General features: G+C 29.5%; 13 protein-coding genes. 1 reads left to right on the forward strand and 12 read right to left on the reverse strand.

The annotated features are described in order from the left end of the window. Entirely contained in the window at positions 1 to 1,068 is a 1,068-nt protein-coding gene (locus ACJJV4_RS07185; protein ID WP_405292898.1) for a glycosyltransferase family 4 protein, read from the reverse strand. A 550-nt stretch (positions 1,069 to 1,618) separates the two neighbouring features. On the opposite strand from ACJJV4_RS07185, the gene ACJJV4_RS07190 reads away from it, so the two are divergent. Then, a complete protein-coding gene (locus ACJJV4_RS07190) occupies positions 1,619 to 3,484 on the forward strand; it encodes a NosD domain-containing protein (RefSeq protein WP_405292900.1) in 1,866 nt (621 codons plus the stop codon). 167 nt (positions 3,485 to 3,651) lie between these two features. On the opposite strand, the gene ACJJV4_RS07195 is transcribed toward ACJJV4_RS07190, so the two are convergent. The 11 genes from ACJJV4_RS07195 to ACJJV4_RS07245 all read right to left on the reverse strand — a co-directional run bounded on the left by ACJJV4_RS07195 (position 3,652) and on the right by ACJJV4_RS07245 (position 16,263). Further along, entirely contained in the window at positions 3,652 to 4,572 is a 921-nt protein-coding gene (locus tag ACJJV4_RS07195; RefSeq protein ID WP_405292902.1) for a polysaccharide pyruvyl transferase family protein, read from the reverse strand. Next, a complete protein-coding gene (locus ACJJV4_RS07200) occupies positions 4,565 to 5,425 on the reverse strand; it encodes a beta-1,6-N-acetylglucosaminyltransferase (RefSeq protein WP_405292904.1) in 861 nt (286 codons plus the stop codon). Before ACJJV4_RS07200 ends, ACJJV4_RS07195 begins: the two co-directional genes overlap by 8 nt. Next, positions 5,422 to 6,456: a glycosyltransferase gene (locus tag ACJJV4_RS07205; RefSeq protein WP_405292906.1), complete on the reverse strand. Its 1,035-nt coding sequence runs from the start codon at positions 6,454 to 6,456 to the stop codon at positions 5,422 to 5,424. The genes ACJJV4_RS07200 and ACJJV4_RS07205 overlap by 4 nt, the downstream gene beginning before the upstream one ends. Further along, on the reverse strand, positions 6,456 to 7,565 hold the full coding sequence (locus tag ACJJV4_RS07210) for an EpsG family protein (RefSeq protein WP_405292908.1): 1,110 nt from the start codon (positions 7,563 to 7,565) through the stop codon (positions 6,456 to 6,458). Before ACJJV4_RS07210 ends, ACJJV4_RS07205 begins: the two co-directional genes overlap by 1 nt. After that, complete coding sequence (locus tag ACJJV4_RS07215; RefSeq protein WP_405292910.1) at positions 7,558 to 8,538, reverse strand: glycosyltransferase family 2 protein; 981 nt, start codon at positions 8,536 to 8,538, stop codon at positions 7,558 to 7,560. Before ACJJV4_RS07215 ends, ACJJV4_RS07210 begins: the two co-directional genes overlap by 8 nt. Further along, a complete protein-coding gene (locus ACJJV4_RS07220) occupies positions 8,539 to 9,765 on the reverse strand; it encodes a polysaccharide pyruvyl transferase family protein (protein WP_405292912.1) in 1,227 nt (408 codons plus the stop codon). Next, positions 9,762 to 10,838, reverse strand: coding sequence for a glycoside hydrolase family 88 protein (locus ACJJV4_RS07225; RefSeq protein ID WP_405292914.1), 1,077 nt, complete (start codon positions 10,836 to 10,838; stop codon positions 9,762 to 9,764). Before ACJJV4_RS07225 ends, ACJJV4_RS07220 begins: the two co-directional genes overlap by 4 nt. Before the next feature lie 113 nt (positions 10,839 to 10,951). Continuing rightward, a complete protein-coding gene (locus ACJJV4_RS07230; protein WP_405292916.1) occupies positions 10,952 to 12,070 on the reverse strand; it encodes a glycosyltransferase in 1,119 nt (372 codons plus the stop codon). Between the two features lie 12 nt (positions 12,071 to 12,082). Further along, the gene (locus ACJJV4_RS07235) at positions 12,083 to 13,603 is read right to left on the reverse strand and encodes a lipopolysaccharide biosynthesis protein (RefSeq protein ID WP_405292918.1); all 1,521 of its coding nucleotides are present in this window, start codon (positions 13,601 to 13,603) and stop codon (positions 12,083 to 12,085) included. Continuing rightward, a complete protein-coding gene (locus ACJJV4_RS07240) occupies positions 13,603 to 14,877 on the reverse strand; it encodes a nucleotide sugar dehydrogenase (protein ID WP_405292920.1) in 1,275 nt (424 codons plus the stop codon). Before ACJJV4_RS07240 ends, ACJJV4_RS07235 begins: the two co-directional genes overlap by 1 nt. A 6-nt stretch (positions 14,878 to 14,883) precedes the next feature. Then, positions 14,884 to 16,263 (reverse strand): nucleotide sugar dehydrogenase, encoded by a 1,380-nt coding sequence (locus ACJJV4_RS07245; RefSeq protein WP_405292922.1) that lies wholly within the window; start codon positions 16,261 to 16,263, stop codon positions 14,884 to 14,886. Positions 16,264 to 16,267: the final 4 nt, after the last annotated feature.

Consider the following 16,267-nt stretch of genomic DNA (forward strand, 5'->3'; position numbering starts at 1 on the left):
TTATTTTAAGGACTGATATTCATTTAATTGAGCGTTCCATAATATGCTTTGCTCATATCTATTAACAATTAAATCTCTGCATGTTTTAGAGTCTATAATTATTTCATCATTATAAAATTTGAGCATCATTTCTTTTAGCTTATCTTTATTCATAGGAGGTATTATAACTCCATTTTTATTAGGTATGATTATTTCGTTAGCTCCATTTATATCAGTTACAATACTTGCTAATCCCATAGCTCCAGCTTGCATAACTACGTTTGGGAATCCTTCTCTGTAACTTGGAAAGACTAAAACATCAGATATTGTAAAATATGGTCTTACATCATCAACCCATCCCGTAGAAATGATATTCTTGTTGTTTTTAATTACTTCTAAAGTGTCTTCCTTTAACGGATCTAAATGATGCTCATAATCACCAACTAAAAGAAGTTTAGCATTTTCTAATTTTGAATTTAATTCATTAAAAGCACTTATTAATTCGTTTATTCCTTTATCTTTTACTAGTCTACCAATAAAAACAAAAACGTAATCATTTTCAGAAATTTCAAATTCTTTTTTTAAGTTAGAACTAAATTCAGTCCCATAATTATTAGGATTGAAGTGGTCGATATTTATTCCGTTAACATTACCGTTACCAATGACCTTTAAAGGCTTAGAGGTGATTTTGTAGTTAATTAAATCGTTTTTAATGCCTTGACCTTCTGGGTAAATTTTTGTTGCACAATAGCATAGGATTTTGTCTGTATTTATTAATAATTGTTTAACAAAACCCGTCTTAGTTGGGAAAATTAATCCTGTGAATGTGTGCAATCTATGAGGGACTCCAGCTAGTTTAGAAGCAATCATGCCAAGTAATCCTGCTTTAGGTGTTATTGAGTGTACGATAAAAGGCTTTTCCTTTTTTAGGACTTTGTATAACTGCCAAACAGTAATTAAATCATTGATAGGGGAAATTTGCCTCTTTATTTCTACTGGAATGGTTTTTATTTTTTCTTGTTTGGTAACATTTTCTAATTTATCTCCGTCTTTAGATGAAACACCAACGACTTCGAAGTAGTTTGACATGTAATTTAATTGCCCGGTAAGAAGGCCGCTAAGAGACATTGGGACCGTGGAAATTCTAATTATTTTCTTTTTCATTTTATCGATAGGGCGTTTTAAATATCGACAAATATATAAAACTTAATGTTGGCTTAATATTACGGTATTGGTTTTTATAATAATAAGGACTTTTTTTATGGAATTAATTATTGTGAACAAGTCTGTGGATAGTAAAATGCTCAAGTTGTACGTAAAAATGCTAACTTATTGATTTTTAGGTAATTAATTTCCTACAAGTAAGCAAATTTAGTTGTGAAAAGTTATTAACAATTCATAATTTTTAAGTATAACATGGTTATTTTCGCAACTTGTAAATTTAGAAAGTCCAAATCTCTCTTAGCCTCGTAATTAATTAAAAGTATAACTGAAAGAAAGCAACAAGATTGTATTTTATCGTAGTAATTTGCGTTTTATCGAGTATTTACCGACATAAAACTGCATTTCGTCGAAAAAATATGTTTTTAAACGATTATTCGAGTAATATTGTCCTGTTGAATATTTTGAAAATTAAATTATGAAGAAATTAAAGAACTTAATGTTAATTACATTAATCGGAATGAGTGTACTAAGCACATGGTCGTGCAACAACGAAGAGTTGTATGAAGAACCTGTTGCTGTAGTAGAGGATGGAAGTAATGAAGATGCCGATGTTGCCGTTACTGATGTTAATAGTCCATGTGATTTTAGTTTAGAAAATCTTGATCCTAATTCTACGGTAGTTATTAATTGTATTCTAGATTTACAAGGAGAAGCATTAGATTTACCGGAAAACGTCACTTTATTAGATGAAGGCGGTGATATTATAAACGGTACACTTAATTTCTCTGAAGGTTCTTCTATAGATGGTGACTTATTAGGTAGTACACTTACCGTTGGTGGTACTAAGCCAGCATTAAGAGATGTTTCTTTTACTTTCGATCCTTCAAGATGGGGTATTGTTGAAGGTGTTGTTTCAGATGAAGTGGCTTTGAAGAATAAAGAAATAATTAATAATGTTATTGAGCTTTGTGATTCTTATGGAATTAATTCTATGAACATTGGAAGTTTAGATTGTTATGTAGCTGTAGGTTGTAATTATAGTCTAGGTACAGATGTTTTAAAATATGGTATACAATTACCTTCAAATTTTAGTTTGAGTATGTCCTCTGATACTTTTTTACGAGTGCAGCCAAATAAATGGCCTCGTGGAAGTTTGTTAAATCTATATGCTTCAGAGAATGTTGTTATTTCTGGTGGTAATTTAATTGGAGACAGGTATGAACACGATTATTCACCAATTGATGATGAATTTGGGATTTCTAGAGATAGCCATGAATGGCCTATGCTGCTTACTATTGCAGGAGGAAATAATGTTTTAATTGAAAATGTTAACATGCAAAATTCAACTGGTGATGGTATCGTTTTTGCTTCAGGAACGAATAGATTATATAATCCTGCGATATATTGTGAAAATATAATAATGAGAAATTGCGTTGTAAATAATGCAAGAAGAAATAATGTTACTTTAGGAGATGCTGAATATGTAACTATTGAAAATTGCGATATTACAAATGCTGGTGGAGGAGACAATATTTTAGATAGTAGTGGTAAGATTTCTAAATATACTTCAGCAGGTGTAGCTCCCCAATTTGGAATGGATTTAGAGGCTCACAGAGAGTTGGAAAATGGTGTTTATGTTGATTATCAAAAAATACAACACATTACAATTAAAGGAAATACCTTTACAGGGAATTATGCAGGAGATTTAGTAGTTTATACTGCCAATGACGTGTTGATTGAAGATAATTTTTTTGATAATACAGTAGGTGGTACGTTGTTTTGGAATACGACTATTAGAAATAATACGTTCAAACAGAACGAAGGAGGAGTTAAGACATCTGTTGCGATTGGGTTTAATGCTATTATTAGAAATAATGAGCATCAAGTTAGAAATATTAATATTAGTGGAAACTCTATTAGTGGGTATGATACTGGAATTTCGCCAGGAGGTGAGAATATAGAAGTATATAAGAATACTGTAAAGGATTTTGATCAAGGCGTTTATTTAAGAAATTTAGTAAATAGTAAGCTTAGTTTTAATGATTTTCAAACTGATAGAAAAATTAGTTATGGGTACCAATCATTTGGTGGCATAGCCGATAATGTTATTGTATCTAATGAGTATATAAAAGTAAATCATAGGCCAGTTAACTTTTTTACTTTTAATAAAAATGGAGAAGGTAGCATTGTCTTTGAAGGGTGTAAGTTTGATTCCTCAAAAGAGTTATATTTTTATAACGCACAAAATATTACAATTAAGAATAATTTTTTAAGGTATAATAAAATTACTACCTCTGGCTCTTTGAACATTGTTTTGGATAACAACTTAAATTTATTATAGCCAAGAATCAACTAATATTAGTATAAGCAGTTGCCTATTTATACAAAAAAAACGTCTAAATAATTTTATTTAGACGTTTTTCTTGTATAATACATTATCTTTTTATTTAAAATCTAGAAATATAGATTACTGGATTAGAAGATATTTGATTATGGCTCTATTATTTTTTAACATAGAAATTCATCTCTTATATGAAAAGGAGCTGACTTTATTAATCCTTTTTGCAATTCTCTAATTTTATCTTCATCAGCAACAGCTATATCTTTTCTGTTTATAATTAAGTCTTCAATAAGTTTAATGCTAGCATCATCGAATTTGTCAATCTTTAAATCTATAGCCTTATATTCTTCAATGTCAATAGAAGAAAAATAATCAGCAAATTTAATGTTATCACCACCAATGGTACGGTTGGATAAATTATACCATAAGCATGGTTTTTTGTATGCGTGAGCGATTATTATTCCATGAAGAGAAGAAGATATAAGGATTTCACATGAGCACACTTCATCGATAACTTGATTAATATTTTCAAGTAAATTTATTACTTTGATGTTCTTGGATTGAGTTTTTGAAATGGTATTTTCATAATGAAAATGATGGGGAACAATACCTATTTTGAATTTTAAAGGAGAATTTGATTTGTATAGTAACGGCATAAGCAAAGCTGGGTCACCTAGCGTGCTTGGAGATTGATAACCTAATTCCAATAATCGTTTTTGTGTATATTTACCTCTAACAGCAAAAAAATTTGCATTATCGATATGCTGACCTCTAGACATTATACCTGTTCCCCAAATATTAACTTTAGGGGAACTATGCCAGCCTATAATACTTCCTATACTTATCAATACATTATCTTTTCCGAAAAGATATTTGATATTATCAATAATATCATTAAAACTTAATTTCCTAGTGTATATTGCTGCGGGATAAGCTATAAACGTTCTTCTTTTTAGTCCTCTATGTAATATAGGTATGTAAGCGATTTTTTTTCCAGAAAGCTTTTTTACAATATAAGGCCCCAATACATCACCAAAATTTTTCTTACCATATGGCACTTTATACCAAAACATATTTATTTTACTCATTTTTTATTTTTTTAAATATTTTTTCTATAAGTACATTGTCATTTTCTTTTTTCACTTTTCGAGCGAACAAAGCGTTACTTTCTATTATTTTTTGGTAATCTTGTATTGTTAATGTTTTCGGATACTCAGGGCCGCTTTCCCAATCAGTGTATCTTAAATCATCTAAAATAATATTATCTCTTAAAGGAGAATTCATTAAGATGCTTTGAATCCAAACTTCATCGGTTGCCCTAGAATATTTTAATTTTTTCATATATGAAGGATTTTCATTTAAAAAATTGAAAACGTACTGTAATGCTTCATGTGATATATTAATCCAATTCGATCCTCCATAGAAATCTATTTTGAATGTCTTAACCTTAATATGAAATAGCTTTTGAACGAACAAAGTTAATCTAGCCACTATTTTTGCAATTAACCTATTATTAATTTTCATAAACCAATAGCGCTGAACACGGTCGAGCCCACCATTAAAACCTAATGAGCTAACAGGGAACTTTCTTGCTGACATATAAGAATTTTTAATATTTTCATTAAAGAACGAACTGATATAACTATTTGATTTAATAGGAATGTCTTCACCACTGATAAAGACATAGTGTGAATATTTAGGATTGAATGCTTCTCTCAGAATAAAACACATATTTTCAATTTGACTATAACCACCCCAAAATACGGTTATTTCTTTGAAATAAAAGCAATTAGTTATTTTAGGTAAATCATCAATATTTAATTTTGATTTTTTATCTATTTGAACAAATATATCGAAGTTCTGTGAAAGAAGGGTAATCGTTCTTGTAAGAGCTTCGCTATTACTGTGTGCTAAAATCAATACAGCAATTTTTTTTTTCATTTAATTTTATTTATATAGGTCATCAGTTTGCATGCTAAAGAAAACATCGTAGAATTATTTGCAAACTTTAAAAATAATCTTTTAGAACCTGTTTGTGCTTTATATTTTGTGGGATACAAATCAGCCTCTTTTAATTTATATATTATATTTTTTTTAATATCATAGTCTCTAGTTTCTTTTAATACGCGAAGCAGCATAGTAGCAACAAGAGAGGACACTCGCTCTTTCAATGGTTTGTATGCTTTGGATTTTTTAGTTACTCTCTTTTCAGCAATGTCATTAATAGAGTTTAGGACTGTTAAAATATCATAAATCATTTTTTTTGATTTATTAAAGTTTTTTGTTCGAGTAATAGAACCTTCCCGCTGCAAAAAGTGGGCATACACGATATCAATAGCCATTATTTTTTTACATAAAAAAACGGCACGAGTATTAAATTCAATATCTTCAATGTATACCTTAGGTAAAAATCTTAGCGAGTTTGCATTAATGAAATCTCGTCGATAAACTTTGTTACATGCAGAATTCATATAAGTAATAGTTGCTAGATAATTTTCACCAGTCAAAACTTTGTTATTGGAATTAATAGATGCTGTGTAGGTGATTTTCCCCGTCTCTGTAATACCTGAAGCTCCGAATTCTAATATATCTAAATTATTTAAAGACATTATTTTAATGAGGTTCTTTAAGGAATGGGATAGCAATGTGTCATCCGAATCCACAAATAGAATATATTTACCTTGAGCTATATCAATACCTGTGTTTCTAGCTCCACTTAGCCCTTGATTTTCTTGTGATACTATTTTTATTCTATTTGTTTTATTTTGAATATCCTCTAGTACTTTTAAGCTGTTGTCTGTTGAACCATCATTAATAGTTATGATTTCATATAAATCGGGGCTTAAGTCTTGATTTATTAGGCTTTGTAAACAAATATTTAAATAGTCTTTGACATTATATACAGGTACTATTATACTCAATAATAAGTTAGACTGATCTATTTGTTCGTTTTCATCTATTTCCTTATTCATTATTTTGTAGGTGTATTAAAGTAAAAGTACATAAAAAAAGTAAAGGCAAAGTACAATGAAGTTATGATGCCTACTTTTCTGAATTGATTTGTTAAAAATGCTTGTTTAAATAATGGATAACCTATAACTATAGCCATTAAGAACCAAGATAGGTAAGCAAACCTATTTGAAAAATTAGCTCTAATAATCATAATCCAAAAACCATTAGCTATCATATAGGTGTGCAATACTCTGTTATACTGCAAATCATGGAATTTTTTTTTAAATACATAAAAATAAGAAATTATCAAAGGTGCGGCACTATATATTAAAAAGTCATAACGAAAGCCTGTTGATCTAAATTTTTTAGAATCCACTTCGGTTGTTAAATAACTTGTAAGTTTGTCATCTCCAAACCCTAAATTAGCAAAAACCATTTCCCAAACACCTCCCATTGAAATAGAAAGTACAATAGCTAAAAACCAGAAAAAGTAATAAAATTTAGGTTCTTTTATATAAAAAGTTATTATGTATGAAATCATTAACAAATACATACTTTTATGAAAACTCAATGAGATAATGAAAAACAGTATAGCTAATTTTTTATTTTTATAAACATAAGAGATGGCAAGTATAAATAAAGATGTGGCCATACCATTTCTTATACCATTAACCCCGTATGTCCAAAATGACATTGAAGCTACTAGTAATAAAAAAATAAAAAAATAATATTCCGGAAACCAATTCTTACTTGCGATATACAGGGGTAATATGTAAATAATTGCACAAATAAAAAAGAATAGTTCAACGCTCATTATTTTGGAACATAAAACTAAAAAATACCCAAAACCTAAATCTCCTTCAGGAGCAGTTGTTCTAACTCCTGTTTGAAATTGTAAGAAAGCTTTATTATAGGTCATCATATCAACAAATTCTCCATGAATCGGTCTAAGACCTATATAAAGAACAAGAACCATCAAGACGGTAATTCCAAAAAACTTATTATATTTCATAATAATTTGTTCATCACCTTTTAAAACTATTGTATGGAACAAGGTGATAACGCATACTAAAAGAAGGAATATATAATGATACAAGCTATAATCTTCTATTGGAATAAAATCAAACATATTTTTTTTTTATTTGATGGGCGATAGCTCTAGGTAAATAATTTTTTAAATAAAATAAGAGCGGACTAAGTCTTAATAAGTTTAAGTGATTTTTTTTATTCGATTTTAGAGAATTTAATATAGGATATATATTTTTTTTCCATATCCAAAATCGAGACCAAATGCTATCTTGTGTTAAAGTATAGTAGGATAGGTTTAATGATTGCAAAACGTTATTAATGATAATGTTTTTATATTTTTTATCAAAAGCGCTTTGCTCAACATACTTATATATACAATAATTGGCGTCAATTAAACTTTTTATACTTTTATCAGATATATTAGAAGTTACGGCGTCAGTTCTTTGTAAATTATAATTATAGATGATATTTTTATAATTTCTGAAACGTTTAGTGACAGATAGTAAACGAATTAAAAATTCTTTATCCTCACTAAATGATAAATTTTTATTAAAAGTAATACGCTGCTCAATTAATAAATTTCTAGAAATAAAATATTGCCATGGGTAAAAGCTATCAGAACTAGTTTCTAAAATAAAATCTAGTCCTGATATTACATTTGTTTCCTCTACAATCGATATTTCAACATCGGAACCATTAGATAAACGTTTTGTATATCCAAATTTAAGCACCTCCAGATTGGGCGTCTTTACTATTTTATCATAAACTATGTTTAGAGTATTATTGTTTAACCAATCATCTCCGTCGACAAACTGAACATATTCCCCCGATGCTTTAGTTAATCCAAAGTTTCGAGCGTTACTAACTCCTTGATTTTTTATAGAAAATAAAGTGAAATTATTTTCGTTCTTTATGACCTTACTTATTAACGTTTCGGATTTATCTGTCGAGCCATCGTTAATAATGATTACTTCATAATCATCCTTTTCAAAATTTTGGTTTAACAATGAGTGTAAACATTTGTTAATGTAAAGCTCTAAATTATAAACAGGAATGATTATGGAGAATTTCATTTATAAATCGTTAAGCAATGAATGAAAAGCATTATTTACCAAGTTTTTTTGTACGTCAACTTTTTCTGATATATCTTCAAGTATATTATCATAATCATCCAAAATATAGTTTACTTTATCATCAATCATATTTACCATAACATTGCTTTTCCAAAGATTAGAATCATTAGCATCTATGATTAAGTCATTGCGGCCCAGGTTATCTCCAATAACTCCATAGTATTTTACACTATATGCTAAGGATATAGAAGGCTTCCCCATTTCAAATGTTGAAACTGAAGCATGCATTCTTCCTGTAATAGTTAGTGCACCATTGCCTAAAATAAAACGAGCAGCAGCTTGATGTACCTTGTCTTTGATAAAAATAACATCTTTTTTATTTTTTAGATAATCTTCGAATCGTATAAGTAAATCCGCTTCATTACCATGAGGAGGGAATGTATGTGCTAACAGACATATTTTATATCCTTTTAATTTAGGGTTATTCTTGAGTCTTGAAATTAACTGTTCGTAAGTGTTGAAATAATCATCAATGTTTTTTGTGTAATATTTACCAAATAAACCGGAAATAACTATTGATACGTATTTGTCTTTTTCTAACTTATAATGTTCCAAAATTTCATCTTCATATTTTTTGTCGTCTTCTAAAGGCAGTTTTAAGAATGCAATATCACCACTTAATGTAATATTCTTTTTGATACCAAGATTTTTGCTAAGGTAATTAAAACAGTATTCGTCTCTAGTGAAAATTTTTGTTTTAGCTGCTAGTATTTTAAAAGTAAAACGGTTATACCAGTGTTTGAAAGGACCTATACTTTGACCAAATAACACAACTTTGGTTTTTGAAGCCCATGAATTAAGGTTTAAGAAGACGGGCCATATATGTTTCCCATAATATTCTGATAAATCATCTCCACCTAAGACAACTACTAAATCAAACTCATTTGCTCCTTCATTTGAAAATATCGCTTTCAAAGTGTAAAAATATTTTAAGAAAGCAATTTTATTTCTGGAAACATTTTTTTTAGGAGTATAAATATTTAAATCTACATTTTTTATGTTTAATTCTTTTAAAATCTCCGTCATATCAGCATATTCGTCAAAGTCGGAGTAGAACTTTACATTGCCATCTAAACGATTATATATTTCACTTAATGTAATTAGACCCATCATACCAGATCCGTAATTATTTAAGTTCTTAAAGTTTTTTATTAATATTTTTTTCATAAAGTTATTTCATTTTTAAAAATCGATAATAGTAAGCCTTGGGTTAATTCAGATTTGCCATATTCTCGCGAATATATATTAATATCTTCAGTATCCCCTGAAGTATGGTCAACTTCTCCTTTTTTAGTGGTTAAAGGTTTTAAAAAGTTGTAGAAGTCATTAAAATTTTCACTTTTATCAATTAAGGACAGAGAGTAAAAAATCATAGTAGAAACCGAAGTATCAATATGCCACTTTTTTGAAGAACTTAAAAATTGTCCCCAATAATGTTTCTGTTTAAAATTATTCAAATGAGGCTTTAATACTTCAATTTCTTTATTAAAGAAATCATAGAAGTCATTGTTTTTATTATTTGTGTATTTTAATGTTGCTGATAATGCTAAAAGGTACCAACCTAATCCACGTCCCCAATTGCTAGAACCCATTGGACTTCCGTTTTGTAACTCTATTGCATGGTAAGGTAATTTATTGGTTTTGTTTAAACCATGTTCAATGTAAAATTTTAGTTGAGTATTTGATAATTTAATTAATTCATTTTTATCAAAAACTTCAGCACAAATAACTAAAAATGGACATATCATACCTAAAGTATCTACATATTGAAAATCTAAATTAGGACGATAAAGTATAATCCCATATTTTTTATCGATATTCGTATTTAACCAATTAATAATTACTTCACAAGCTTCTTGATACCTTGGGTTTTTGTTTTCTTGGAATAATTTGGCAATAACAACGCCCATAGTAACTTGATCGATATATTGTAAAGTTTTAGGGTTGTTATTCAATTCACTAACAAATTTATCAATAGTTTTCTCCAAATAGTTCAGAGTTTTTATATTATTGGTAGCCTTGGCGTAGTCAAATATTCCGTTAAGTAAATAACCTCTTGGAAAGCTGTTTTTTAATCTATTATTTTTTTTAAACATTAAAGACAGTTCTCTAACCAAAACTATTGGGAAATAAGTATTGTCGGCTAAGGACATTTTTGGCATTTCATTCTTTGAAGTTTTCAAAGCGTAATCTAGAATTGTATCCTTATATTCTATAATTGAGATTTTATTATTTAACATATAGAATTTTCTCCTTAACTTTTCATTTACATAAGGTTTTATTTCAATGAGATAAAAAATTATAATGAAAAGAAAGCAAGTTGTAAGTAGTACGGAAAGTAAAAGCATAAAAATTAATTTAAAATTTTATCAAAAAGTTTCTCTATTTCTGATATGTTATTCTTGTTTTGTAATTCTTTTGATCTTTGCATTGTTAAATTTTTATATTTACTTAAGTATTCCTTATTTTTTAAAAATTCTTTTAAACCAATATATAAATCTTCATCAGTATTATTAACTATTTTGCCATATTTACCATTCACTAAAATCTCTTCCATACCAGCACAATTTGTTGTAATCACAGGTGTGCCAAGTAAAACACACTCAGTTACCGCAGTGCTAAATCCTTCTTGATAGGAAGAGCAAATAAATAAATCACAATTTTTAACATACTTATGGGGGTTGTCCTTAAACCCTAAGAGTGTTATATGGTTTTGCAAATTTTGAGTTTGAATTATTTTAATTAATTGATCTCTATCCTCTCCATCTCCAACTAAATATAGATGAAAATTATATTTTTCGGCTGCTAGTTTAGCTAATATTTTTAATAATCTAATATAGCCTTTTTGATGGGTCAGTCTACCAACAGAACATAAATTGATAGTATTAGAAGAAAAATTTATATCTTTAACTAATTCATTTCCTTTGGTCATTATAAGGTCTGTATCTAGAACATTATGCAAAACATGTAATTTCTTTGAAGGTAAAGAAGGTATTTTAAATTTTAGTGATTCCAAAGCAGTGTTGGAAACACCTACTATTGCATCATATTTTAAGTAAATATTCTTCATCTCATTTTTGGACCTAAAGGTGTTTTCAATAGAAAATCCGCCTAAATCAACATGAATCCATGATATAATTCTGGTCGAGTTATTATTACAACCACCAACTATTCGCGTAGGAACACCTTCTAAATATGCAACAACTAAATCATAATTTTGACCTACAATATGTTTAAATAAAAAAGAAGGTGTAAAAATTTTTTGAATAATTGACCACGCTCTAAACACTTTTCTAAAAATGAACTTGTGCTCAACATTAGGAGTTAGTAATTTTTTATTTACTCCTTCTTCGAAAATTGTATACAAAGTAATATTGTATTTTGCAGAGTCTAATTTATTTATCATGTTGATTAGAACCTTTTCAGCGCCACCTCCTCTTAAATCAGGATGTAAGAATAGAATTTTTTTCATTGTCAAAGATTATTAAAAATAACTTTTTATTATTGGTATTTTTTTTAGAGCTAACTTTATTAAGCTTTTTTCATATTGACTCATAATAGATACACCAAAAATAAGATATGAAATGCTGAATAAAATTATATTTGATATAACTACATAAATGTTCTTGTTTGGTAAGAAATAAAAGTTAATTAAATAAAATAATAATGCTATGAACAAACTTATAAAAAGAGGGCTAATTTCTTTGTAATACCTTTTCATATCTAAATTCGCTTTTTTCTGGTAAAAAGGTATAATTAAAATTCTTTCTACTATCATAAAAAAAACTGTTGTTAAAATCATCTCCATTATGCCAAATTTCTTCACAATAAAAAAACCACATATTACCCCTAAAATGGTAACAGTTAATAGAAGTTTCCCTCTAAAGACCAAAAGGTTTTTTGCTTCAAGAATATTATTAGCAAATCCTTGGCTCAATACAGGAGTTAGTCCAAACATAATTGCTAGAGCGTAGTAGTATGCCATTTCATACTCTTTTCCTACCCAAAAGAAAACAAAATCTTTTCCAACAATAATAAATCCCCCGAGAATAAAGAGTAATAAAAACAATATGATTCTTGATATTTTTATGAAAAGGTCGGTTAATTCTTTTTGCTGCATATTGTTTACTGTTACCTGCATTGCTTTAGGTAGAAAAACAGATGAAATTGCCGATGAAAAAGCTCCATAATAATTACCTAAGGTACTTCCAACAGCATAAACTGCAACTATGGTGGTTGAATAATAAAAACCAATAATTAATTGACCAAATTGCCATCTCAATTGGTGAACTAAAGCAAATACAAAAAGCCATATTGAAAAACTCATTATATTTAAAAACATGTTTTTATCATATTTATGTAATGTGATGCGAACTTTTATAATTTTAAAAACAATAAAACTATTTATAATAATTATTGCTAAATTTAAAACTGTATCCATTACGACTAAGCCTACAGAGTCTCCGCCATACACAAGAATAGCAACTACAAGAATGCTTCTTAAAATATACTTAATAATATTTATTATTTTTGGTAAAACAAAAATTTCATAACCATAGCAAATACCTGCAAAGGCTCCCCCAGGGAGTGATATAGCCAAGTTTAATACTAATATAAGGACCATTATCTCTGCTTTTTCTAGTTGGCTTGATGTTAATGTGTCAGCGTAAATCGTATTTAAGTTGTAGTAAAATATTAGCCCTACTATAGTAACTAATATTGAAATGCATACATACATGATGAAGCTATGAGCAAGGAAGTTTTCTTCTCCTTCTTTATCTTTCTCTGCATTATATTTGGCAACAAACCTAATTATAGTATTGTTTAATCCAAAATCTAAAACACTCATGTAGCCTATATATGCACCAATCATTGTGTACAAGCCATATTCAGCACTACCTAAAGATCTAATAATAAACGGTGTTAAAAGGAGTCCAATAACATTGGTTAAAAAAATGCTAATATATGATAAAAAGGCACCTCCTTTGAGTTGGTTAATTTTCATTAAACTTCTTTATTTTTAAAAAAACCTTTTAAATCATATATAAAACCTCCGGAATTCAACATAGAATTGAAGTTATGGTTCATAAATTCTTTATGTTTAACCATTAATATAATGACATCAAATATATTATTTATGGGTAAGTTTTTCTGTGTTACTAAATTATATAAATTAAGAACTTCTTTCGGGTTTGCCCAAGGGTCGTAAACCGTTACTTTAGAGCCATAAGATTCTAATTCTTTGATTACTTCTACCGCTTTCGTGTTTCTTACATCAGGGCAGTTTTCTTTAAATGTAATTCCTAATATCAATATTTTAGTGTTTTTTACTCGGAAGTCATTTTGAATCATGACTTTTATTATTTCAGAAGCGAAGTATTTAGGCATACTATCATTTACTCTACGCCCCGCAAGTATAATTTCTGGATGGTAACCCACTTCTTGTGCTTTTTGAGCTAAATAATAAGGGTCAACTCCTATGCAATGCCCGCCAACTAAACCGGGTTTAAAATCTAAAAAGTTCCATTTAGTTCCTGCCGCCTTTAGGACGTCATAGATATCAATGCACATTAAATCAAAAATCTTTAATAACTCGTTTACGAAAGCAATATTGATATCACGTTGCGAGTTTTCGATAACTTTAGCTGCCTCGGCTACTTTGATGGTAGGAGCGAGGTGTGTACCTGCTGTAATGATACTTGCGTATAAGGCATCTACTTTTTTAGCAATTTCAGGTGTAGAACCTGAGGTAACTTTTAAAATCTTGTCTACGGTGTGTAATTTATCGCCTGGATTAATACGTTCTGGGGAATAACCTACAAAAAAGTCTTGGTTAAATTTTAAACCACTTACTTTTTTTAAAATAGGTACACATTCATCTTCAGTCGCTCCAGGGTATACCGTAGATTCATAAATAACGACATCTCCTTTTTTGAGCACCTTGGCAACGGTTTTACTCGATTTATACAAGGGTGTTAAATTGGGTCTGTTGTTTTTATCGATGGGTGTAGGAACTGTAACAATGTAATAATTACAGTCTTTTATATCATCTAGATTAGAAGAACAAATTAAGCCATTCTCATCGTGTTGAGATGTTTTTAAAACGGATTTTAAAACCTCATCTTCAACTTCTAAGGTAGAATCTATACCTTTAGATAGCTCGTTTATTCTAGATTCATTAATATCGAAACCAACCACATTGAATTTTGTAGCAAACAATCTTGCTAAAGGTAAGCCTACATATCCTAAGCCTATTACGGCTATTTTGTCTTTTTCCATAACAAATTATTGACCTATTGAATAATACTCGAATCCTATATGTTCCATTTCAGCTTTATCTAAAATATTTCTACCATCAAAAATGAAAGCTGGTTTTTTCATGTTTGTGTAGATTGTTTTCCAATCGTAGGTTTTAAACTCATCCCATTCTGTCATAATAGCAATAGCGTGAGCATCTTGCGTAGCTTCATAAGCCGTATTGACACTAACCACACCTGCTTCATTTTCTATGTCAGTACGGGTGTTTAAATAATTTAAATCGGTTTGGACTTTAGTATGTGGTACTTTAGGATCGAAAACCGTAATATTGGCTTGTTCATTTAATAAATGATCTGCCACATAGATAGCCGCGGATTCGCGAGTATCATTAGTATCCTTTTTAAAGGCCCAACCTAAGAGCGCTATTTTTTTTCCGGAAACAGTATTGTAAAGTGTTTTTATTAAATGATCCGAAAAACGTCTTTTTTGGTGATCGTTCATGATAATTACTTGCTCCCAATAATCGGCAACTTCAGTTAAACCATAACTTCGAGCGATATAAACGAGATTTAAAATATCTTTTTGAAAGCATGAGCCACCAAAACCAACAGAAGCTTTAAGGAATTTTGATCCAATTCTAGAATCCATACCAATGGCTTTGGCTACTTCGTTAACATTAGCACCTGTAAGCTCACACAATTCTGAAATAGAATTAATAGACGATATGCGCTGTGCTAAAAAAGCGTTTGCAGTAAGTTTGGATAACTCCGACGACCATAAATTGGTGCGTAATATTCTTTCGTCTGAAATCCAACTGCTATAAATATGGGCTAAGGCTTCAATGGCTTCCTCTGATTCGCCTCCAATTAACACACGATCTGGATTTAATAAATCTTCAATAGCTGTACCTTCTGCTAAAAACTCAGGGTTAGACAGAATATGAAAATTAATAGCATTACCTGTGTTGTGTAAAATACTTTTAATAGCCTCTGCTGTTCGCACTGGCAAAGTCGATTTTTCTACAACTATTTTATCAGTTTTAGCTACATCCGCAATATTACGAGCACATAATTCAATGTATTTTAAATCGGCAGCCATACCTTTTCCTTTTCCATAGGTTTTAGTTGGTGTGTTTACAGAAATAAAAATCATTTCAGCCTCGTCAATAGCTTGATCAATATTTGTAGAGAAAAATAGATTTTTGCCACGCGTTTCTTTAACAATATCGGCTAAACCTGGCTCGTAAATAGGTAGGTTGGATAGATCAGTATCGTTCCAAGCATCAATACGGGGTTGATTGATATCTACGATAGTAATTTTTAAATGTGGATTTTTTTTTGCAATTACGGCCATCGTAGGCCCTCCAACATAACCTGCACCTATGCAGCATATACTTTCTACTTTCATAAAG

The organism is Algibacter sp. Ld11 (assembly GCF_045066735.1).
Classification (GTDB): domain Bacteria; phylum Bacteroidota; class Bacteroidia; order Flavobacteriales; family Flavobacteriaceae; genus Algibacter.